Origin of the sequence: Enterococcus sp. PF1-24, from assembly GCF_029893325.1 — a bacterium.
Classification (GTDB): Bacteria; Bacillota; Bacilli; order Lactobacillales; family Enterococcaceae; genus HY326.
The window spans coordinates 1-21,633 of record NZ_JARXWL010000030.1; the positions used below are offsets into that span (position 1 = coordinate 1).

The following is a 21,633-nucleotide window of genomic DNA, read 5'->3' on the forward strand; positions in this document are numbered from 1 at the left end:
ACCTAAAAAAACAGAAATCCCACAAAACCATAATGGTTTTCATAGAATTTCTTTTTTTTGAAACTACGAACATAATTTACTTATGTCACAGCCCCATTGCTTTATTCTTTATGAAATTGATGGGCTAAGCCATGACCGTCGCCACTTTCATCAATGGCTTGCGCTAAAGCTTTCCAGGCTAAAGTTGCACATTTAATACGGGCAGGATATTTAGATACCCCTTGCAACATGGCAGCATCGCCTAAAGCTTCTTCATTTTCTACAGCTTTTCCTTGAACTAATTCTGAAAAAGTCGCCCCTAAAGCAACAGCTTCAGCAACTGTCTTGCCAATAATTGCATCTGTCATCATGGAAGCACTGGCGGTACTGATAGAGCAGCCATCGCCACTAAAAGCAATATCCGCAATCACACCATCTTTTAAAGAAACTTCTAACTGAATCACATCGCCACAAGTGGGATTATTCATCTCAATCGTTTGGGTTGACTCGGTTAAAGTTCCCCGATGATGGGGTTTAGTAGAATGATCAAGAATTACTTGTCGATATAAATTATCTAATCTAGAAATTGCCATCTTGGAAAAACTCCTTTGTAGCTAAAATCGCTTGAATTAATTTATCAGCATCGGCTTTAGTATTATAGAAATAAAAACTTGCTCTGGCAGTAGCAGCCACTTCAAGATATTTCAGTAGCGGTTGCGCGCAGTGATGTCCTGCTCGCACAGCTACTCCTTCCATATCTAAGCCAGTTGCGGTGTCATGAGGATGTAAGCCGTCAATATTAAAAGCCAGCACCCCCGTATGGTCTTGCGGATTTTGTGGTCCATAAACAGTTAAACCTTCAATCGCTTGTAATTTCGGTAAAACATACGCCACTAACTCAGCTTCGTAATTATGAATGTTTTCCATCCCGATTGCTTGCAAATAATCAACCGCCGCCCCCAAAGCAATCGCACCAGCAATATTTGGGGTGCCTGCTTCAAATTTCCACGGTAATTCTTTCCAAGTACTCTCTTGCAGGTGCACAAAATCAATCATCTCACCGCCAAATTCCACCGGTTCCATTTGTTCTAACCATTGGCGTTTTCCATATAAAACACCAATACCAGTTGGTCCGCACATTTTATGACCACTAAAAGCATAAAAATCAGCATCTAAAGCTTGCACATCCACCGGCATATGCGGAACCGCTTGAGCGCCATCCACCACCATTACCGCACCATGTTGATGAGCGATGGCTGCCAATTCTGCCACCAGATTAATCACCCCTAAAACATTAGAGACATGAGCGATAGAAACAATCGCGGTTTTATCAGTAATTTGTTTTTGCGCATCCGCCATATCCAAATAGCCAGCGGGCGTAATTTTAATATATTTTAAAACCGCTTTTTTACGTTTGGCTAATTGCTGCCACGGAATGATGTTAGAGTGATGTTCCATGTAAGAAATCACAATTTCATCGCCTTCTTTAATAAAAGCATCCCCAAAACTTTTAGCTACCCAATTTAAACTGGTAGTTGTGCCGCGGGTAAATAAAACTTCTGCGGTTTCTTTAGCGTGAATAAATTGCCGGATTTTTTCCCGACTTGCTTCATAAGCATGAGTCGCCCGCTCAGCTAAAGTATGCACACCTCGGTGAACATTGGCATTATCATGTTGATAATAATGTTCTAGCGCTTCTAAAACAGCTTGCGGCTTTTGAGTAGTTGCGGCGTTATCTAAATAAACTAAAGGCTCATCGTTGACTTCCTGAAATAAAATTGGAAAATCTTGACGTAATTCTTCAGCCGCCTTCATCATACTTTTAACTTCCCTTCAACGACTTCCACAAATTCATTTTGAACGTTGCGAACAGGAATGGCGGTAATTACTGGCCCTAAGAAGCCACGAATCACTAAACGTTCCGCTACTTCTTTACGCAAGCCGCGGCTCATTAAATAGTACATTTCATCAGGGTTCACCCGGCCAACACTGGCAGCGTGCCCTGCAGTCACTTCATTTTCATCAATTAATAAAATCGGGTTGGCATCCCCTTTGGCTTTATCAGAAAGCATTAGTACGCGACTTTCTTGTTGAGCATCTGAACCTTTCGCATTTTTCATAATATGACCAATACCGTTAAAAGTTAACGTTGCTTGGTCCAAAATCACGCCATGTTGTAAAATATGGCCGATAGTATGAGAAACTTGATTAGTCACTCGTGATTCAATAACTTGCGTTTGTCGTCCGCTACTAATCGCGACTACTTTAAGGTCCGCATGGGCGCCATCGCCCACCAAATCAGAATCAAAATCAGCAATCACATTTCCGTCATTCATTACGCCTAGCGCCCAATCAATAACCGCATCCCGCATCACATAACCACGACGATTCATATAAGTCGTCATGTTTTTGCCTAAACGGTCAACTGCCGAATATTTAATTTTCGCGCCGGCCTTCGCAATGATTTCAACAACAATATTAGCAGAAGCTTTAACACTGTCTTCACCGATTGTTTGGAAACGTTCCAAATAACTAAATTCACTATTTTCTTCCGCTACAATCAAAATATGTTTAACATAGTGAGCTGGATTTAACCCATTGTTATAAAAAATCGCTTCTAACGGCTCTTCAATCACAACATTTTTAGGAACATATAAAAATAACCCGCTATTCATAAAAGCAGCATTAAAGGCGGTTAATTTATCATCCGTTGCTTTAACTGCTTTAGTCATATAATATTCTTTTACTAACTCAGGGTATTCTGTTAAAGCACTAAATAAATCGGTAAAAATAACCCCTTTTTCAGCTAAATCTACCGAAAGTTGTTCAAAAACAGTCGTATTATCATTTTGAACAATGACCGGATTATCTCCCATCGCATCAAAAGCTGGCACAGTTCCGCTAGCTTCTGTCACTTCAAAATTCACATCAAACAAAGGCCAACGATGATAGTCCATCTGTTCAATTTTAGGTAAGGCTAATTCATCAACTTTGCTTAAAGCAGCTTGACGTAAATCAGTCATCCAGGCTGGTTCGTTATGCTCAACTGAAAAAGCCTTAACTGCTTCTAAATAATCAGTTTCCATTTGTTTCATATTACGAACCTCCTTTTACGCTTCGTCTTCTGTATATTCAATTCCTAATTCTTTACTGATGCCAGCATAGCCTTCAGATTCCAAGCGTTTTGCTAATTCAGCATCGCCAGTCATAACAACTTTGCCATCCATCATGATATGCACGATATCTGGTGTAATATAGTTTAATAAGCGTTGGTAATGAGTGATAATCAAAGCGCCAAAATTATCGCCACGCATCTCATTAACTCCTTTAGCGACCACTTTTAAAGCATCAATATCTAAACCAGAGTCAATTTCATCTAAAATTGCAAAAGTTGGTTCCAACATTAATAATTGTAGAATTTCATTACGTTTTTTCTCGCCACCAGAAAAACCTTCATTTAAATAGCGTTCTGCCATTTCTTCTGGCATATTTAATAAGTCCATTTTGGCATCTAATTTTTTCAAGAAAGCCATAACCGATAATTGTTGGTCATCTTCAAGTCGGGCATTGATAGCTGCACGCATGAATTCAGCATTAGTAATTCCCGGAATTTCGCTTGGATATTGCATCGCCAAAAATAAACCTAAGCGGGCTCTTTCATCAACATCTAAATCTAAAATATTTACGCCATCCAGTAAAACTTCGCCTTCAGTCACTTCGTAATTAGGATTTCCCATAATCGCTGCTGATAAAGTTGATTTACCAGTTCCGTTAGGGCCCATAATCGCGTGGATTTCACCAGTTTTCATTGTTAAATTAACACCTTTTAAAATTTTCTTATCTTCAATTGAAACATGCAAATTTTTGATTTCTAAAACAGACATGTGATTCCCTCCAAGCTAAATATTTCGTTCTCACTTATTGTAGACCAATTGAGAATGAACTGCAAACTTATCCGCTCAAAAAAACAGAATTTTTCAAAAAAATCTTACGCCACAGTTGGTTAGCGATTAAAAGCTACCTAACAATCAGTTTAGTTTAGAAAATTTTGAAATCAACATAAAAAATAGCTTACTCAAAACTGAGTAAGCTATCAAATCAATTATTTTTTTTCAACTGGTTTTACAGAACCGCCCCATTGCTCTAAAATCCAATCTTGAATTTCTTCACTATGTAAAACGTCCAATAATTTTTGAATGCGTTCATCTTCTTCATCACCTTTTCTAACAACAACGATGTTGCCATAAGGAGAGCTATCGCTTTCTAAAACAACCGCATCTTTCACCGGATTTAACTCAGCGCCATAAGCCCAGTTAGCGTTAATCGCAATTAAATCAGCTTCATCATTTTGATAAGCTTGAGTTAAAATCGCTGGGTCAATTTCATGTTGGAAAGTTAAATTCTTTTTGTTTTCATCAATATCTTCAAAAGTTGCTGTTTTAATATCAACACCATCTTTTAAGGTAATTAAATCAGCAGCCACAAACATTTGTAAAATTCGGCCCCAGTCAGAAACTGAGTTAGATGCAATCACAGTTGCACCATCTTTTAAATCTTTAATATCATCAATTCGTTGTGAATATAAACCCATTGGTTCTAAATGAATCGTATCAACGCTAGTAATGTCATAGTCATAATCAGCAATTTGTTGGTCTAAATATGGCTGATGTTGAAAATAATTGGCATCAATATCACCATCTGCTAATGAGCGGTTAGGAATGTTGTAATCATCAATCACCGTAATTTCTAAATCGATGCCTTGTTCTTTCAACAATGGTTTTGCTTGTTCTAAAATTTCACTATGGGGAGATGATGATGCTCCAATTTTTAAAGTTGTGCTTTCGTCTGAGCTTGCAGCATCTTTTTTATCAGAACTACTTCCACACGCTGCTAAACTAACGGTTAAGGCTGAAACTGCTAATAAACTTAATAATTTTTTCTTCATAATAAATTTCCTCACTTTTCATTTTTTATCGTTTATCTGAACGTTTAACTAATTGGTCGCCAATAAATTGGACCATGAAAACAATTGCTAAAATTGCTACCGTCGCCACTAAAACGATGGTGTATTTATTTTGGGAAACGCCACCTTGATAAGCCCAGCCACCTAAGCCGCCACCGCCAATTGGTCCAGCCATCGCGGTATAGCCAATCATGGAAACGGTCGTTAAAGTAACGCCGGATAAAATCGCTGGCAAACTTTCAGGAATCAATACTTTCCAAATTTTCTGTAAAGGGGTTGCCCCCATCGCATCGGCTGCCTCTAAAACACCGCTGTCCACTTCACGAAAGGCGGTTTCTACTAGTCGTGCGAAAAATGGCGCTGCTGAAATAATTAAAGAAGGAATGGCGGCCTTCGAGCCTAAAGAACTCCCTACTAAAATTTTAGATAAAGGCATCAGCAACAAGAGTAAAATAATATACGGGACTGAGCGAAAAACATTGCTTAAAATTGAAATCAGACTATAAAAAATTCGTGCTACGCCTTTTTTTCTACGACCTAACATATATAATAATAGCCCCAATAAAAAGCCAATCACAATTACAAAAACCATTGAAATCAAAGTCATATATAAGGTTTCAACAACTTTTGTTTGAAAAACTTGCCAATCAATTTGGCTAAAATCTAAATACTGCTCAGCAAAGGTTTTATTCTTGCTCATATTCTAACACCCCCACTTCTTCTTGATGTAAATAAGCAATTACCGCTTGAATAGCTTGCGTTTCCCCAGTTAATAAAATGGTTAACGTGCCGAAAGCTGCGCCATTGGCTTGTTGAATTTGACCCGCCACGATATTCACATCTACCGGAAACTTGCGAATGATTTTTGAAATAACTGCTTCACTGGCATTATTTTCTTTAAACTCTAAAGTAATGATTTTGCCTTCAGGATTGTTGGCAATAAAGGCGGCAATTAAAGCTTGGTCATCTGTTTCTGGTTGCAATTCTTGTTGCACAAAGCGCTTAGTTACTGCTTGTTGGGGATTGCGGAAAACATTGCTGACAGAACCGGATTCTACCACGCTACCTAATTCCATCACAGCCACTTTATTACAAATTTTCCGAACCACATGCATTTCATGGGTGATTAAAATAATCGTTAAGTTTAATTCACGATTGATTTTCGCTAATAGCTCTAAAACTTCATCCGTTGTTTGTGGGTCCAAAGCGCTAGTGGCTTCATCACACAGCAAAATATCAGGATTATTCGCTAAAGCGCGGGCGATACCGACTCTTTGTTTTTGTCCCCCTGAAAGTTGTGCGGGATAAGCATCGCCCCGCCCTTGTAAGCCGACTAAATCCAACAGCTCTAAGGCCCGTTCTTTTCGCTGACTTTTAGCAACGCCAGCTAACTCTAAAGGCAATTCAATATTTTCAAGAACGGTTCTTGACCACAACAAATTAAAATGTTGAAAAATCATGCCAACTTTTTTACGAAAATTTCTTAATTTACTTTGTGAAAAAGTTGCGATATTTTCCCCTTGAATAATCACGTCCCCAGAAGTTGGTAACTCAAGACCGTTTAGCAAACGAACCAAGGTACTTTTACCAGCACCTGAATAACCTACGATGCCGTAAACATCCCCTTGCTCAATTGTCAGACTAACACCATTAACCGCCGTTACTTCTTTATTTTTCACAGCAAATTGCTTTACAATATTATTCAGTTCAATAAAAGCCATTTTATTCTTCCCTTCTAAAACACTAACTCTAGCAACCAATTTTACTATCAAAAAAGCCTCCGTCCACTTAAATGATGTAAAACATCACTTAAAGGACGAAAGCTTGAGTTTCGTGTTACCACCTTTATTCGTCATTTTCTCACGAAAACAACCTTAACCAGTACTTGAAAACATCGCATACTGTGGTGCGTTATCGGGCACTCCCGTAATTGACTTGCAACCTGTTCGCCAATTAATGCTCAAAGACCATCTTCCATCTCAATTCCGTTACCCATTTGCAGCAGACAGGGCTCTCTTCGAACTTGCATGATATGTACTCTTCTTTTCAAAGCAAAATATATTTCAGTTAATGAAATGATTATATCAACGATAAAATCAGCTGTCAAACATTTTTAATTAAAGTTGTTTAAATTCTTCTGGTGAAACAGCTTTAAAACTAACTAACCAAGCGTCCATTTCATCTTCCCCATTTAAACTGTCCATGCCTTCACCAAGTTTTTCATTAACAGAAGAAATCACACCTGACAAAGGGCTCACAAATTCACTAACGGCTTTTTCCGCTTCAACTTCGATAAAAGGGGCGCCTTGTTGAAATTTCGTCCCCACTGGTGGCAAATCAACAAAGGAAATCAAACCTAATTCGGCTTGGGCTTCTTGCGTTAAACCGACACAGTATTCACCATCGTTATGCAAAATCCATAAATTGTCCTTTTTCTTTAAATGTGTTTCTCCTACCATTTTACTCGCTCCTCATGCTTGAATTTCTGATATTTTATTTTCCCTAAGCAAAAACATATTCATTCTACAAAATATTCCCGATTTTGTAAATGACTTTACTGTTAAAATCAGCTAAATAGCTTTTGATAATCGGCTTCTTTAAAGCCTAGCGCTAATACTTGATTACCTTTGGTTAATAACGGTCGTTTAATCAGCATTCCATCAGAAGCCAACCACTGGCTCGCTTCCTCCAGAGAAAAATCGGCAATTTTATCTTTTAAACCTAATTCTCGATATTTCATGCCACTAGTGTTAAAAAAGCGTCGTAATGGCAGGTCATTTTCCTTTAACCAGCTTTCAACGGTTGCTACAGTAGGCGGTGTTGCAACAAAATCAACGGTAGTAACTTCAATTCCGTGGGCATCTAACCATTTTTTAGCTTTTTGACAAGTAGAACATTTAGGATACCAATATAATGTATACATTTTTACACCTCAATTTATATATTTAATCTGCTGATTGATAGCTCATGGACATAATTAACCCGATACCAATCATATTTCCTAAAATCGAAGAGCCCCCTTGACTGATAAAAGGCAAGGGAATCCCAGTTAAAGGTAGTAACCCAATATTGGCACCGATATTTTCAAAAACGTGGAATAAAATCATCATGATAATCCCTGTTGCAATATAAGTATAAAATTCATTATTCATATCAAAACAAACACGAATCATGCGATAAATTAAAACAAAGTATAATAAGATGACAAAAACGCCACCGATAAAACCAAAATTTTCACCAATAACAGTAAAAATCATATCTGATTCTCTAACCGGCACATAAACATCACTGACATTGAAGCCTTTACCAAACATGCCACCAGAGCCAATCGCTAACAAACCGTAGTACAACTGATAAGAGCCGCCTTGCGTATCGCCAAAAGGGTCTAACCAGGCATCAATCCGTCTAAATTGATAAGCTTGCGCGCCAAACTTAGTTAAAATTTCCCGACCACTATCGGTAGTGACTAAATACAGTGCCCCGACACCTACAGCTGCTACTAAAATAACGGTGGGTATCACAATTTTCCAGGAAATCCCTGACATTAAATAAACGCCACCAAAAATAGCTAAGAAAACCAACATCGTCCCAAAATCTTTTTGCAAAGCAATCAAAACTAAAACCGGTAAGGTCACTAACAATAATTTACCTATCAAAATTAAATCAGTCTGAATACTGCGTCTTTTAACCCCAACATTATGAGAAGTTACGATTAAAGCCAGCATTAAAATATAAGCAATTTTCATTAACTCAGAAGGCTGAAAACTAAAGCCACCAATGATAAACCAGTTTTTAGAGCCTGTCGCCGCATACAAATTTTTATCATAAAACTTCAATAATAAGCCCATAATTAACAAACCAACACCATAAAAAACTGGTGTTGCTTTCCAAAGCCACTTGGATTTAATATGCATAATCAGCACAACTGCTATGCTACCTAGCAAATACCAAAGCCCTTGCTTAATCATCGCCGGCATAATCTCAGGATTACTAACATCATGATTCAAAGCCACATAAACCGACATCAAACCAATTAAACATAATAAAAAGACTGGTAGCAAAACTCCATAATCAATTTTGCTATCACGATTAATCATTTCTTCCTCTTGATACGTTGATTTATTCATAGTCATCTCTTTTCTATCAAATCTAAAATAGTAGCTTGTCATAAAAAGCCCTATTTATTAACATTAATTAAATTATAGCTAAATTTCCATACTCCATCTATTATAGTCGGTCAAATTTAGAAAGAAAAGCAAATTAATCACAGATTCACAAAAAATTAATTTTTAAACTAAAAAGCGGAAGGCGTTTGCTCAACTCCCAAGTAAAGGGCAAAAATAAATTATAGCAGTGTTCTCTACCATGAATTTCATTCGCATTTTCTCAAATAACTTTTAATCATCTTGACTTTTTCTGAAAATTTAGTAAGATATTTAAAGAATACAGGGAATGATGTTCTCCCTTGGCATTTTTGCCAAAACCGCAAATGACTTGCTAATGACTTCTACCACTTTTATTTGAGGTGGCTAGAAGTCATTTTTTGTGTCCAGCTACCTTAAATAGTAAATTTTTAGAAATGAGGATTGTTTATGTTAATCAGTGTTGCCCTTGTCATTTTATTAGCTTTAATCGTAGGAGGTTTGCTACAAAAAATTCATTTGCCTGCCCTAATTGGCCTACTTTTTATCGGGATTATTTTAGGTCCCCACGCTTTAAATTTGCTGCATCCTAATTTATTAGCGATTTCCAGCGACTTACGGGAATTTGCGTTAATCGTTATTTTAACCAGAGCTGGCTTATCGTTAGATATTAGCGATTTGAAAAAAGTCGGTCGTCCGGCTTTGCTGATGTGTTTTTTACCGGCTTTAGTGGAAATTTTAGCAACTGCCATTTTGGCTCCTTTATTATTAGATTTCACTTTAAGCCAAGCGTTGCTTTTAGGTAGCATTGTAGCGGCAGTTTCGCCAGCAGTCGTTGTTCCCCGCATGTTAAAATTAATTCAAGAGGACTACGGCACAGAAAAGAAAATTCCGCAAATTATTTTAGCAGGCGCTTCGGTGGATGATGTTTTTGTCCTGGTTTTATTTTCAGCTTTTATTGGTTTAAATCAAGGGGAGTCTTTCTCAGCTGGCACTTTGCTGCAAATTCCAGTGGCAATTTTATTAGGCTTATGTGGGGGGATTTTAGTTGGTTGGCTGTTAACCAAAGTCTTTACTTATTTTCATTTACGGGACTCCATCAAAGTTTTAATTCTAATTAGTTGTAGTTTCTTATTAATGGCGTTGGAAGATTGGTTGGTGGATTTTGTAGCATTTTCAGGAATGTTAAGTGTGATGGCGGTTAGTTTAACACTTTTCAAATTGAAACCACCTGTAGCTAAACGACTGTCCGTGAAATTCAATAAAATTTGGTTAGTTGCCGAAATCTTTTTATTTGTTTTAGTGGGGGCGACGGTGAATGTCAAATTTGCTTTTGCGGCAGGCTTTGCACCTTTACTATTAATTCTAAGCATCTCTGTTTTCCGCATGTTTGGTGTCTTTTTAAGTTTATTAGGAACTAATTTAAATAGAAAAGAACGTTTATTTTCAATGATTAGCTATTTGCCAAAAGCCACAGTTCAAGCCGCCATTGGCAGTATTCCCTTATCGTTGGGCTTAGCCCAAGGGGAAATGATGTTAACAGTTGCCGTCTTGGCGATTTTAGTGACTGCTCCCGTCGGCGCTTTAGGTATTGATTTACTTTACAAAAAATTATTAATAAAATCCTAAATATAGTTAAAAGGACTAGGAAAAATCATAATGATTTTCCTAGTCCTTATTTTTTAGTCTACATAATCAGTCGTTAAATAATTAATTCCCAGCGCCGCCACTCGTTGAAATTCACTGGTTGGCGTTGTCCACAAATTAATGACCACATTTTTCGCTTGTGAACGAGCAATCACATCAATTTTAGAAATCGCATCACTGTAATGAACATCAATACCAACGTTATTTCCCAGCGTACTCACCTTATCAATTAACTGATCATCAAAAGTATCGCTTAACAGCTGAACTTGCAGATTTGGCATGCGACTCTTCATTTCGACTAAATGATTAAAATCAAAAGAAATCAAAACACCGGTATTTGCAAAACCATAATTATTAATTTTAGCCATCAAATAATCATAATCACTGGCGGAAATCGCTGCACCCGCTTTTAATTCAATAAAGGGAACTTTGCCATTTTCTTGCATAATTGAGAGAAACTCATCAATGGTTGGCACACGCAATTGTTCTTTAGAATAAGCACCAAAATTAGTCCCTGAGTCAATCTGCAACTGGCGGATTTCATCTAAAGTCAAATCGCTGATTTTCCCTTTGCCGTTGGTCATACGATCGACGGTATCATCGTGCATAACCACCCATTGTTTATCTTTGGTTAGCTGAATATCCGTTTCTACGCCCCAATTGGTTGCTTGATAAAAAGATGGCAACGAATTTTCTGGCGCATTTTGGTGATTTCCACGATGGGCAATAAAATGAATATCTTCATTCATTTCATTGACAGAATTGGTTTCAGTCGGGATATAGCCTTGTTCCGTTTTATAAATTTTCAAGTCGTCGTTATAAACAACCCCTTGAATATACGCCATACTGTTAGCAGCCACATCACTGATTGGCGTCGTTAAAGCTCGGTCAGCAAATAATTTAGTTGCTTGCAACAGACGAACTCGGGTTGGTTGATCTAAATTGATTTCAGCTTGACCTGCTTCAAATTTAGCCGTTAAACCATTTTCCCCTTGCCAATGTCCTTCAGCTGTATAAATCCCATTAGCAAAATTGAAATCTTCATAATCCATGCGGACTTTATAAGTATTAGCTGATTCTTTTTGAGCTTCATACCATTTAATATCACTTTGATCCGGCTGCGACCAAATCGGTACTTGCACCGTTTCCGCATCAGCAGCACTATTCACCGTTAAAAGTAAATCAAATTGCCCTTTATCCACTCGTGAAATATCTATGGTTCCACTAATTGTTGGCGCGGCCACATCAAACTCGCCCATTTCAACAGTTTCTGTTAAACCAGTACTGCGTTCAATAGTGGCTAAAACTTGATAACGACCACTTTCTAAATGATCTTTAACTAGCATTTCACTTTCCCAGAGTTTATTTTCTGGATTGTAAGTTGCTTCGTAAGCTTTAGCATCTTTCTGACCGTCCGCTTCGCCCCAAACGAAAAAAACAACTTTATTGACGTGTTTCGCTTTGCCCACATCAATTTGCAATTGATAAGTCGTTTGCTTTTTAGCAAGATCAATAATTCGAAAAACAGGGGTTCCCTGCCCGATTTTAGTCGTTAAATTTAATTGGTTAGCAAAAGTTTCTTGATATTTACTATTAATAAACGAGCCGTCCTGCGTCTCTGATATAGCTGTTCCTAACGGTAAAAAATCCTCCTCAATTTTTAAAAGCTCAGGCTTATTAAATAAATAACCTTCTCGATCATAAATCGTCGTCACAAAAACACGGGTGAATTTACCATATAACCAATAACCAGAAGCACTGGCTAATAATAAAAACAAACCAATGAGAAATGATAAATTTATTCTTTTTTTATTTTTTTTTCGTTTTTTTGTTTTTTGATTAGTCATACTTGTTATTATAGATTCAAACTAAGCACTTGTCTAATGGAAGTTAGCAATTTTTATTTTGGCTTTACAAATTTTTAAACTAGATTTATAATTTTTATTATTCGCCAGCTTAGCTCAGTTGGTAGAGCAGTGCATTCGTAATGCAAAGGTCACAGGTTCGACTCCTGCAGTTGGCACTTAAAAAAACTCTGGTAATTAGTTAACACAATTACCAGAGTTTTTTCTTTTTCTACACATAAATAAAGCACAAAAAAGAAGCTAAGTTTCCTTAGCTTCTATCATACATTTTTATTTAGTTCCAAATAAACGGTCGCCAGCGTCACCTAAACCAGGGACAATATAGCCATTTTCGTTTAATTTTTCATCTAAAGCGGCTGTGTAAATATCAATATCAGGATGAGCATCTTGTAAAGCTTTAACGCCTTCTGGTGCAGCTACTAAACATACAAATTTAATATTTGAAGCCCCACGTTTTTTCAAAGCATCAATCGCCATAATTGCTGAACCACCAGTAGCTAACATTGGGTCTACAACAAATAATTGACGGCTATCAATATCTTCAGGTAATTTAATGAAATATTCATGTGGTACTAAAGTTTCTTCATCACGATACATCCCGATATGACCAACTTTAGCAGCAGGAATCAATTGCATAATCCCATCAACCATGCCAATACCAGCACGTAAAATCGGAATAATCGCAACTTTTTTACCAGATAAAGCTTTTTGTGTAGTTTTTACCATTGGTGTTTCAATGATCACATCTTCTAACGGCATATCTCGTGAAACTTCATAAGCCATCAACATAGCAATTTCGTTGACTACCTCACGAAAAACTTTTGTTCCACAATTTTTATCACGAATAATTGTTAGTTTGTGTTGAATTAGTGGATGATCGATTACTTGAAATTTACCCATATAAATGCTCCTTTTCTCTATTGTAGATTTCGTTATTTTTCTATAAAATCTACTAAGTTTAATCTTTTATTTCTTGCTTCTATTGTAAAACAAAAACGGGCAAATGGCTAGCCCGTTTCTTTCGTTTATACATATAAAGGATGTTTCCGAGTTAACGCTAAAACTTCCAAGCGAATCGCTTCTAATTCATTATCGTTTTCGCGACCTCTTAAAGCCCGCACAACTAAATCAGCCACATGAGCACAATTTTCTTCATTAAAACCACGAGAAGTAATCGCTGGTGTACCAATCCGAATACCACTGGTTTTAAAAGGACTTAAAGTTTCAAAAGGAATTGAATTTTTATTAGCGGTAATATTCACTGAATCTAAAATCGCTTCCGCTTCTTTACCATTAATACCAAAGCCACGAACATCAATTAACAGTAAATGATTATCAGTTGAGCCAGACACTAAGCGAGCTTCCGGTGCTTGATTAAAGACTTTCACCATCGCTTGAGCATTATCAACAACCTGTTTAGAGTATTCTTTAAATTCTGGTGCCAACGCTTCTTTAAAAGCAACTGCTTTGCCGGCAATTACGTGCTCTAAAGGTCCCCCTTGAATTCCTGGGAAAATCGCACTGTTAACTTTTTTCGCTAATTCTTCATCGTTGGTTAACACCATGCCACCACGCGGACCACGTAAAGTTTTATGAGTAGTCGTTGTTGTAATATCAGCATACGGCACTGGATTTGGATGCAAACTTGCTGCTACTAAACCAGCAATATGGGCCATATCCACCATTAATTTAGCGCCCACTTCATCTGCAATTTCACGGAATTTTTTAAAATCAATTGTCCGGCTGTAAGCACTCGCACCAGCAACAATCAATTTTGGTCGATGTTTGCGGGCTAAAATCCGCACGACATTATAATCAATGACTTCGGTCGTTGGATCCACACCATAACTGACAAAATTATACGTTTTGCCACTAAAGTTCACTGGTGAGCCATGAGTTAAATGTCCACCAGCTGATAAATCCATCCCTAAAACCGTATCACCAGCTTCAATTAAAGCTAAATAAGCAGCTGTATTGGCTTGAGAGCCAGAGTGTGGTTGTACATTAACAAATTTAGCGCCAAATAATTCTTTAGCCCGATCAATCGCTAAATTTTCAATCACATCTACATATTCACAGCCACCATAATAACGGCGACCAGGATAGCCTTCCGCATATTTATTGGTTAAAACACTTCCCTGTGCTGCCATTACCCCTTTAGAAACGATATTTTCTGAAGCTATCAATTCTAAATTATCATCTTGACGACGATATTCCTTAGCAATTGTTTCCCATACTTCTGGATCAAATTCTTTGTAATCCATTTTAATAAACACCCTTCCCACTTAGCAGTAAACTTTTAGCCTCTTTCAAATTTAACTATAAAAAAGACTAGTCAACCTTCATAAAACACTTTTGTTCACAGCTAGATTCTATAAAATTATTTTATTGCATTGTATCACATCTTTAAAGATTATAGAAAAGAAATCTTAATTTTCAAAATAATTTGCTGAAGAATTTTGATTACTAGCCTTTTTTAAACGATTCATATAAGCTGCCCCTAAACCTTCTTCTGAAAAAATTGGCGCAAAAATCACTTGTAAATTTTCTTCATCTAAAGCCCGTAAACCCGCAAATAACCCTTGAGCGGCAGCCGCAACCGAATCATCTGCTAACGAAAAAATAGCGACTTCACTATCAGTAAAATATTTTTGAATTGTGGGTCCAGCAATAATGCCGACCGCTATTTTTTTAGCAAGATTAACAACCTGCTGCCAATCTTGTGGATAAACCATCACAACTGGTGTCGTTGGCGCATAATGCTTATATTTCATACCTGGGGATTTCGGCGTAGCCGCTTCGCTCACTAAATGGTTATCCAACAAAATTTCCGTTTGCAAATAATTCGCTAATTCTTCTTGAGTAATTGCCCCTGGTCGCAAAATCATTGGCGGTAAATCAGGATTGCTTAAATCTAAAACCGTTGATTCTACACCAATTTCCGTTGAACCATCATCTAAAATCCCAGCAATTTTATGATTCATATCATGAAAAACATGAGCGGCTGAAGTCGGACTGGGTTTACCAGAAGTATTAGCGCTAGGACCAACAATTGGTCTAGCTACTTTTTCAATTAATAACAAGGTTTTGGGGTTATTTGGAATACGAAAAGCCGCTGTGGATAACCCGCCTGTTACCACACTAGGAATACACCCTTCTTTAATCTTAAAAATCAAAGTCAGCGGCCCTGGCCAATACTTATTCACAATTTTTTCGGTTAGCGGATGAAACTTATCCACATACTCCTTAACCATTGCAAAACTATTGACATGTAAGATGAGTGGATTATCGGTTGGCCGACCTTTTGCTTGAAAAACTTTCTTAACTGCTTCTTCAGAAAGCCCATTAGCTCCCAATCCGTAGACTGTTTCAGTGGGAAAAGCTACCAGTTGATCAGCTAACAATAGCTGGGCGGCTTCTTCAATTTCTGTTGTGTTCAAAATTTTAGTATCCACAGGTTTTCCACACCTCCTTTAGTAAAAAATATCCTGATTTATCAGCTTTTCAACCACTTTATCCCCAGTTTGGGGATAACTACAAAATCCGCTTGTGAACAAGTCTGTTGAAAAGTCATTTTCTAAGCTGCCTATTATGACTGGCTTTCTCTAAAAAAATAACATCCTTATTTTCACTTATCCACAACATTGTGGATAACTACGATCCGATCTTTCCCTGCCATATCTTGTTTCACTGCAACTATTTTATCAGGAAAAGCCCTTTGAAAAATTTCTGTTACTGCTGCGCCTTGTTGAAAACCAATTTCTAAATAGATTTTGCCGGTTGGCTTTAAATGTTGTTGTGCCGCTAAAGCAATTTCTTGATAAATCGCTAAACCGTTGTTTTCAGCAAATAAAGCTGTTTTAGGTTCAAACTGGCGCACACTTTCATCCATTAAATCCCATTCATCTTCGCTGATATAAGGGGGATTGGCAACAATTATATCAAATTTTTCAGTTGAAAATTTAGTTAACACACTGCCTAAACGAAAATCAATAGGCGTTTGCGCTTTTTCAGCATTTTCTTCAGCTACCATTAAAGTGGCTGCCGAAATATCGCTGGCAGCAACTTGCCAGCTAGGTTGCTCCGCTTTTAAAGTAATCGCAATTGCACCACTGCCAGTACCGATATCGACCACCGTCAAATTTTCTTGCGGATTTTCTTGTAAGCATAAGGCAACTAATTCTTCGGTTTCTGGCCGCGGAATTAACGTAGCTTCGTTCACTTTAAATTTCCGGTCATAAAAAGTGCTATAACCTAATAAATAATCAGGGGGATAATGCTTAGCCAGTTGTTGTAGATCATTTTCAATCATGATTTGATCGGCTTCCGTTATCTCTTGATTCAGTTGCAAGAGCCAGTCAATTTTCCGCCAGCCTTTACGTTCTAAAAAAAGATATTGAATGCTATAACCTTCAATGCCCGCTTCCTCTAAAAAAGAAGAAGCCCGCAAAAGGACTTCTCTGTATGTTTGTTTAGCCATTTTGCATTTCTTCCAATTTTGATGTTTGATCGTATAACACTAAAGCATCCACGATTTCATCTAATTTCCCTGCTAAAATTTGATCTAATTTTTGAATGGTTAAACCAATTCGGTGATCGGTTACGCGGTTTTGTGGAAAATTATAGGTACGAATCCGTTCTGAACGATCGCCGGTTCCCACTGCAGATTTACGGCTAGCATCATATTCACTTTGGGCTTCATGTTGAATTTGATCATAAACCCGTGCCCGCAAAACTTTCATGGCTTTTTCACGGTTTTTCAACTGCGAACGTTCATCCTGCATCGCTACAGCAATCCCCGTTGGCAAGTGAGTTAAACGAACCGCTGAAGCTGTTTTATTGACGTGCTGTCCACCAGCACCAGAAGCGTGATAAATATCAACCCGAATATCTTTATCCGCCATTTCAATTTCAACTTCTTCGGCTTCCGGCATAACAACCACAGTTGCCGTTGATGTGTGAATCCGTCCTTGTGATTCAGTTGACGGTACTCGTTGCACACGGTGAGCGCCACTTTCGTATTTTAATTTAGAAAAGACGTTTTCGCCAGTAATCATCATGATAACTTCTTTATAGCCACCAATCCCCGTGATATTGGCATCCATCACGTCGACTTTCCAGCCTTGCGCTTCCGCAAACTTTTGATACATATTAAATAAATCGCCAGCAAACAAAGCGGCTTCATCGCCACCTGCTGCTCCCCGAATTTCCATAATAATATTTTTATCATCATTAGGATCTTTAGGTAACAGTAAAATTTTAATTTTTTCTTCTAAAACTTCTTTTTCTTTCTTTAAATCAGCTAATTCTTCTTTGGCCATTTCAGCCATTTCAGCATCTAAACTTTCTCCAAGTAATTCTTCGGTATCTTTAATTCCTTCAACCACTTGTTTATAACGACGGTAAACTTCCACCGTTTCCCGCGTATTTGATTCTTCTTTCGATAGCTGCATAAAACGCTTCGTATCATTAATTACAGCCGGATCACTTAATAATTCTCCTAGCTCTTCGTAACGGTCTTCAATTGCTTGTAATTGATCGTACATTATCTTGCTCCTTATTTTTAAGTATTCATTCTATTTTATAATTGCGCTAATTTATTCCGCTAATCTTCTTTGGCTAAACTGATCGGGTCAAAATAGTGTTTGCGGCAAACGGGATAATAAGCTTCATTACCACCAATTTGAACTTGATTGCCTTCATAAATTGGCTGACCGTCAATGTAATGTAAATTCATGGTTGCTTTTTTATGACAAAACCAGCAAATTGTTTTTAACTCTTCGATTTTATCTGCATATAATAGTAAATATTTTGAGCCTTCAAATAATTCATTACGAAAATCATTTTTTAAGCCAAAAGCCATGACAGGAATATCTAGTTTATCAACAATATTCGCCAATGCCAACACATGATGCTTTTGTAAAAACTGAGATTCATCAATTAAAATGCAATAAGGGCGATAATCTAAATTGACAATCATCTCATACAAGTCAGTTTCTTCAAAAACTGGTAGGGCTTCTCTTTTTAGCCCAATCCGGCTAGAAATTACGCCGATACCATCTCTTGTATCCAACCCACTAGTTAAAAGAACGACCGGTTTATTTTGCTCTTCATAATTATGAGCAACCTTCAAAATTTCAATCGTTTTGCCGCTATTCATCGCGCCATATTTAAAAAATAATTGTGCCATCTCACTTCACCTTTCAACATCATTCCTTTGGTATTATACTTTAAAACAAACATTTTTTACAGTCTAAAATTAGCGGGATGCCAAAATCGCCTTGCCTAAAGCTGCTACTCATACCTTATAAAAGGTAGTAAACTCATTTTTCTGTATGTTTTTGTGCCAGTATTTTAACGTTTTTGAAAGTGAAAATTACAATGATAATCACGCAAATATTGTTGATGATATAAGTTAAATCTGCTCCGATTTTTTGCGCCAACCAGCCAGCATAACCAATTCCAAATGGAATTAAAAAATTAGCCGCCAACGCCAATAAGGAAAAGAAACGCCCTTGATAAGCTAACGGCACATTTTCTTGAAAATAGGAAGTTAAAGGTACATTAATTAAAATAGTAAAAAAGCCCAACAACACTTGTAAAAACAAAAATATGCCATAATAAATGAATTTGTCATATTGAAATAACAGCATTGAAAAACCGCCAATAAAAATCATTACGCCACTACTAATGATAAATAAATTTTTCATCTGACTTTGATAGTTGCGCTGGCTATTTTTTGAAATATACAACCCGCCTAAAATTACACCAATAATATTGAAAGTTACTGAAAAGCCATAATATTTATCAGGAATTTGATATTTAGCCAGCAAAATCCCAGGATTAATTATTTCTTCCGTTGATGCTACGAAAAAATTTAAAGCCATCGCTAAAAGAAAAAAGGCTAAGATGGACTTTTTAGTTTTGATAAATTGCAGTCCTTCCTTCATTTCTAAAAAAACATTAGCCTTTGGCGATTTAGCAGTAGCTACGGGCTGATAAGTTAATAAAGCGATGATACTTGTTGCCAAAACATAAAGTAAGAAAATAGCGCTTGTGACTATTTTAATGCCAAAAAAGCCATATAAAAAAGTGCCTACCATGGGTGCGATAAAAATCGTCGTATTATCCACGACACTTTTAATACCATTATATTTTTCCAACTGGCCACTAGGTACTAATTCAGTAAAAATCACTCGTCCGGAAATATCATTAACCGCTGAAACTAAACTAACCAACATTCCTACAGCGGTCAGCAAAAACCAATTAAGTTCCCCTGATAAAAGCAATAATTGCACTGCAAAAATCAACAATAGCACTAAATTACCGCCAAAAAGTAATTTTTTCCGACTATAGCGCTCCACTAAAACACCTAAAAAAGGTAATAAAATCAAACTTGGTATTTTAATCAAAGCATAAAAAAGTCCTACATTCGTTAAAGAAGCGCTCATTTCCAGCACTAACAAAGGTAAAATAATATTATAAACATGGTAGCCAGCCTCAGAAATCCCTCTGGCAAGCAGTAATTGATTAATATTCTTTTTCGCATTCACAAAATCACACCCCGCTTACTTATCTATCATTATACAAACTTTAACAAACAAAATCTACATAAAGATAAACAAAACTAAAAACGATGTTTATTTCAGTCCGATTTTACAATTTCACTGTTAAAATCGCAACTGCGATTCAATAATTACTTTTTCAAAAACAGCAAATTTATTCCTCTAAAAATGGTCATAACTATGTTCCTTAAAAATTTTCAAAATCAAAAAACCAACATTTTTTCTTCTGCCGCTTTTTTAATAAAAAAGCAGAAAAACATTATTATATCAAGTTTTACAGCAAATTCTTCTCTCAATAAATTAAGATTTCTTTCAGGTAAATTGCCCTTTATTGCTTTTTATTTGCTTAAATGTTACAATAATATTACAAAAGAGACATTGTGAGGGATTCTTATGAAAAAAACACTATTTATGGTTGCTTGTTTATTGCTAACCTTTCCAACCATCAGCTTAGCTGAATCTGTTGAAACTAGCAGCGAAACAACAATTACTACTACAGAAGAAACCACTACTGATTCTACAACTGAACCAACAGAAGATACTTCAAGTAGTTCCGTAGATTTAGAAACTACTGACTCTAGCAGTGAAGTAAAAGTAACTGCTGAAGACAGCGCTGAAGATGTAGAAGATTTCATTAAAGATAAACTAGGCGATACCAAAGAAGTCGATAAAAGAGTTTTAGATACTTCAACGGCTGAAGGCTTACGTGGCTTGTTAATGGAAGCCGATTATGGCATCACTGAAAAAGAGTTAGAAACTTTTACAGATACACAATTAATGAATGCCATGACTTTATTTAAACGTTACAACTCAGATATTAGTGGTATGGACTTAGGTGCTTATGTCCGCGTCTTGCGAGCATTGTACACTAACAAAACACTTTCTTGGGATAAAGCTTCTGCTCAATTAAGTTTTAACCCTAGTAATTTCAAAAGTTTCACTGGTATGATTGCCCAAGTAAGTGAACTACAAGCTTACTTAGCAGCCCTTTACCCTAGTGGTAGTAGCTTCTTCCCAGTAAAAAACATTTCTGATGAAGAATTAATTGCGATTTTAAATTACTTACAACCGATTGAAAACGAAATTGTCACAAGTGGCAATCAACTTTTCCCAGGTAGAATCGCTTGGATTATCAATGCCGTTGAAAAAGGTGACTATAAAACAGCACCACAAACTTCAGCAGTAGCTTCTGGTTCAACAACTGTTACTAGTAGTGGTAGTTCAGCAGCAACAACTTCTTCTAGCAAAGCACAATCTACTACACAAAAAAATAATAATAGTAATTTACCAAAAACCGGTGAAAGTTCTCGAACAATTTTCACTATCATCGGGGTAGCGTTAATCTTAGTAGCAGGTTTATTAATCTTCCGTAGAATGAAGAAATAAGTAATTACATTAATCATTACAACGTCTAAAGTCGTCAGGCTACCAAGCCACTGACTTTAGACGTTTTTTATTTTCCGATTGGTTAG

At 36.9% G+C, this 21,633-nt stretch carries 20 protein-coding genes, 1 tRNA gene, 1 riboswitch and 1 other annotated feature; of the genes, 3 read left to right on the top strand and 18 right to left on the bottom strand.

Annotated features, from left to right (window positions below; translation table 11 throughout):
- Positions 1–101: 101 nt before the first annotated feature.
- The 10 genes from sufU to M2139_RS11790 form a co-directional block, all read right to left on the bottom strand.
- A complete protein-coding gene (gene sufU, locus M2139_RS11745; protein ID WP_280739053.1) occupies positions 102–572 on the bottom strand; it encodes a Fe-S cluster assembly sulfur transfer protein SufU in 471 nt (156 codons plus the stop codon).
- Positions 559–1,794: a cysteine desulfurase gene (locus M2139_RS11750; RefSeq protein ID WP_280739082.1), complete on the bottom strand. Its 1,236-nt coding sequence runs from the start codon at positions 1,792–1,794 to the stop codon at positions 559–561. The genes sufU and M2139_RS11750 overlap by 14 nt, the downstream gene beginning before the upstream one ends.
- Positions 1,794–3,074, bottom strand: a complete 1,281-nt coding sequence (gene sufD / locus M2139_RS11755) for a Fe-S cluster assembly protein SufD (protein ID WP_280739054.1) — start codon at positions 3,072–3,074, stop codon at positions 1,794–1,796. The genes M2139_RS11750 and sufD overlap by 1 nt, the downstream gene beginning before the upstream one ends.
- Before the next feature lie 15 nt (positions 3,075–3,089).
- Positions 3,090–3,863 carry a Fe-S cluster assembly ATPase SufC gene (gene sufC / locus M2139_RS11760; RefSeq protein ID WP_280739055.1) on the bottom strand — a complete coding sequence of 258 codons (774 nt, stop codon included), beginning with the start codon at positions 3,861–3,863 and terminating at the stop codon, positions 3,090–3,092.
- A 218-nt stretch (positions 3,864–4,081) separates the two neighbouring features.
- Positions 4,082–4,924: a MetQ/NlpA family ABC transporter substrate-binding protein gene (locus M2139_RS11765; protein ID WP_280739056.1), complete on the bottom strand. Its 843-nt coding sequence runs from the start codon at positions 4,922–4,924 to the stop codon at positions 4,082–4,084.
- Between the two features lie 25 nt (positions 4,925–4,949).
- Positions 4,950–5,642, bottom strand: a complete 693-nt coding sequence (locus tag M2139_RS11770) for a methionine ABC transporter permease (RefSeq protein ID WP_280739057.1) — start codon at positions 5,640–5,642, stop codon at positions 4,950–4,952.
- Positions 5,629–6,663: an ATP-binding cassette domain-containing protein gene (locus M2139_RS11775; RefSeq protein ID WP_280739083.1), complete on the bottom strand. Its 1,035-nt coding sequence runs from the start codon at positions 6,661–6,663 to the stop codon at positions 5,629–5,631. The genes M2139_RS11770 and M2139_RS11775 overlap by 14 nt, the downstream gene beginning before the upstream one ends.
- 88 nt (positions 6,664–6,751) lie before the next feature.
- Positions 6,752–7,001: a binding site (T-box leader), on the bottom strand.
- A 58-nt stretch (positions 7,002–7,059) separates the two neighbouring features.
- Positions 7,060–7,401: a glycine cleavage system protein H gene (locus M2139_RS11780; protein WP_280739058.1), complete on the bottom strand. Its 342-nt coding sequence runs from the start codon at positions 7,399–7,401 to the stop codon at positions 7,060–7,062.
- Positions 7,402–7,508: 107 nt separating this feature from the next.
- Positions 7,509–7,865: an arsenate reductase family protein gene (locus M2139_RS11785; protein ID WP_280739059.1), complete on the bottom strand. Its 357-nt coding sequence runs from the start codon at positions 7,863–7,865 to the stop codon at positions 7,509–7,511.
- 22 nt (positions 7,866–7,887) lie between these two features.
- Positions 7,888–9,069 (bottom strand): FtsW/RodA/SpoVE family cell cycle protein, encoded by a 1,182-nt coding sequence (locus M2139_RS11790; RefSeq protein ID WP_280739060.1) that lies wholly within the window; start codon positions 9,067–9,069, stop codon positions 7,888–7,890.
- A gap of 312 nt (positions 9,070–9,381) precedes the next feature.
- Positions 9,382–9,459: riboswitch (Fluoride riboswitch) on the top strand.
- 75 nt (positions 9,460–9,534) lie between these two features.
- Here M2139_RS11790 and M2139_RS11795 point away from each other — a divergent pair.
- Positions 9,535–10,713, top strand: a complete 1,179-nt coding sequence (locus tag M2139_RS11795; protein WP_280739061.1) for a cation:proton antiporter — start codon at positions 9,535–9,537, stop codon at positions 10,711–10,713.
- 53 nt (positions 10,714–10,766) lie between these two features.
- Here M2139_RS11795 and M2139_RS11800 read toward each other — a convergent pair whose 3' ends face one another.
- Complete coding sequence (locus tag M2139_RS11800) at positions 10,767–12,509, bottom strand: glycerophosphodiester phosphodiesterase family protein (protein ID WP_280739062.1); 1,743 nt, start codon at positions 12,507–12,509, stop codon at positions 10,767–10,769.
- A 172-nt stretch (positions 12,510–12,681) separates the two neighbouring features.
- Here M2139_RS11800 and M2139_RS11805 point away from each other — a divergent pair.
- Positions 12,682–12,754 (top strand) — tRNA-Thr (locus M2139_RS11805).
- A gap of 112 nt (positions 12,755–12,866) precedes the next feature.
- On the opposite strand, the gene upp is transcribed toward M2139_RS11805, so the two are convergent.
- From upp to M2139_RS11840, 7 genes are all read right to left on the bottom strand, one after another.
- On the bottom strand, positions 12,867–13,496 hold the full coding sequence (upp, locus tag M2139_RS11810) for a uracil phosphoribosyltransferase (RefSeq protein ID WP_280739063.1): 630 nt from the start codon (positions 13,494–13,496) through the stop codon (positions 12,867–12,869).
- Positions 13,497–13,621: 125 nt separating this feature from the next.
- Positions 13,622–14,860 (bottom strand): serine hydroxymethyltransferase, encoded by a 1,239-nt coding sequence (gene glyA, locus M2139_RS11815; RefSeq protein WP_280739064.1) that lies wholly within the window; start codon positions 14,858–14,860, stop codon positions 13,622–13,624.
- 165 nt (positions 14,861–15,025) lie between these two features.
- Entirely contained in the window at positions 15,026–16,051 is a 1,026-nt protein-coding gene (locus tag M2139_RS11820) for an L-threonylcarbamoyladenylate synthase (protein WP_280739065.1), read from the bottom strand.
- Between the two features lie 173 nt (positions 16,052–16,224).
- Positions 16,225–17,076 carry a peptide chain release factor N(5)-glutamine methyltransferase gene (gene prmC, locus M2139_RS11825; RefSeq protein WP_280739066.1) on the bottom strand — a complete coding sequence of 284 codons (852 nt, stop codon included), beginning with the start codon at positions 17,074–17,076 and terminating at the stop codon, positions 16,225–16,227.
- Positions 17,069–18,142: a peptide chain release factor 1 gene (gene prfA, locus M2139_RS11830; protein ID WP_280739067.1), complete on the bottom strand. Its 1,074-nt coding sequence runs from the start codon at positions 18,140–18,142 to the stop codon at positions 17,069–17,071. Before prfA ends, prmC begins: the two co-directional genes overlap by 8 nt.
- A gap of 59 nt (positions 18,143–18,201) precedes the next feature.
- Complete coding sequence (locus M2139_RS11835; RefSeq protein WP_280739068.1) at positions 18,202–18,786, bottom strand: thymidine kinase; 585 nt, start codon at positions 18,784–18,786, stop codon at positions 18,202–18,204.
- Positions 18,787–18,919: 133 nt separating this feature from the next.
- Entirely contained in the window at positions 18,920–20,149 is a 1,230-nt protein-coding gene (locus M2139_RS11840) for an MFS transporter (protein ID WP_280739069.1), read from the bottom strand.
- Positions 20,150–20,554: 405 nt separating this feature from the next.
- Here M2139_RS11840 and M2139_RS11845 point away from each other — a divergent pair, with 405 nt between their 5' ends.
- Complete coding sequence (locus tag M2139_RS11845; RefSeq protein WP_280739070.1) at positions 20,555–21,547, top strand: LPXTG cell wall anchor domain-containing protein; 993 nt, start codon at positions 20,555–20,557, stop codon at positions 21,545–21,547.
- The last annotated feature ends 86 nt before the right edge of the window (positions 21,548–21,633 follow it).

What these genes read in the sequence shown, in the direction of transcription:
- sufU (WP_280739053.1), bottom strand. Translation starts at nt 572, where the DNA reads ATGGCAATTTCTAGATTAGATAATTTATATCGACAAGTAATTCTTGAT.
- M2139_RS11750 (WP_280739082.1), bottom strand. Translation starts at nt 1,794, where the DNA reads ATGAAGGCGGCTGAAGAATTACGTCAAGATTTTCCAATTTTATTTCAG.
- sufD (WP_280739054.1), bottom strand. Translation starts at nt 3,074, where the DNA reads ATGAAACAAATGGAAACTGATTATTTAGAAGCAGTTAAGGCTTTTTCA.
- sufC (WP_280739055.1), bottom strand. Translation starts at nt 3,863, where the DNA reads ATGTCTGTTTTAGAAATCAAAAATTTGCATGTTTCAATTGAAGATAAG.
- M2139_RS11765 (WP_280739056.1), bottom strand. Translation starts at nt 4,924, where the DNA reads ATGAAGAAAAAATTATTAAGTTTATTAGCAGTTTCAGCCTTAACCGTT.
- M2139_RS11770 (WP_280739057.1), bottom strand. Translation starts at nt 5,642, where the DNA reads ATGAGCAAGAATAAAACCTTTGCTGAGCAGTATTTAGATTTTAGCCAA.
- M2139_RS11775 (WP_280739083.1), bottom strand. Translation starts at nt 6,663, where the DNA reads ATGGCTTTTATTGAACTGAATAATATTGTAAAGCAATTTGCTGTGAAA.
- M2139_RS11780 (WP_280739058.1), bottom strand. Translation starts at nt 7,401, where the DNA reads ATGGTAGGAGAAACACATTTAAAGAAAAAGGACAATTTATGGATTTTG.
- M2139_RS11785 (WP_280739059.1), bottom strand. Translation starts at nt 7,865, where the DNA reads ATGTATACATTATATTGGTATCCTAAATGTTCTACTTGTCAAAAAGCT.
- M2139_RS11790 (WP_280739060.1), bottom strand. Translation starts at nt 9,069, where the DNA reads ATGAATAAATCAACGTATCAAGAGGAAGAAATGATTAATCGTGATAGC.
- M2139_RS11795 (WP_280739061.1), top strand. Translation starts at nt 9,535, where the DNA reads ATGTTAATCAGTGTTGCCCTTGTCATTTTATTAGCTTTAATCGTAGGA.
- upp (WP_280739063.1), bottom strand. Translation starts at nt 13,496, where the DNA reads ATGGGTAAATTTCAAGTAATCGATCATCCACTAATTCAACACAAACTA.
- glyA (WP_280739064.1), bottom strand. Translation starts at nt 14,860, where the DNA reads ATGGATTACAAAGAATTTGATCCAGAAGTATGGGAAACAATTGCTAAG.
- prmC (WP_280739066.1), bottom strand. Translation starts at nt 17,076, where the DNA reads ATGGCTAAACAAACATACAGAGAAGTCCTTTTGCGGGCTTCTTCTTTT.
- prfA (WP_280739067.1), bottom strand. Translation starts at nt 18,142, where the DNA reads ATGTACGATCAATTACAAGCAATTGAAGACCGTTACGAAGAGCTAGGA.
- M2139_RS11835 (WP_280739068.1), bottom strand. Translation starts at nt 18,786, where the DNA reads ATGGCACAATTATTTTTTAAATATGGCGCGATGAATAGCGGCAAAACG.
- M2139_RS11845 (WP_280739070.1), top strand. Translation starts at nt 20,555, where the DNA reads ATGAAAAAAACACTATTTATGGTTGCTTGTTTATTGCTAACCTTTCCA.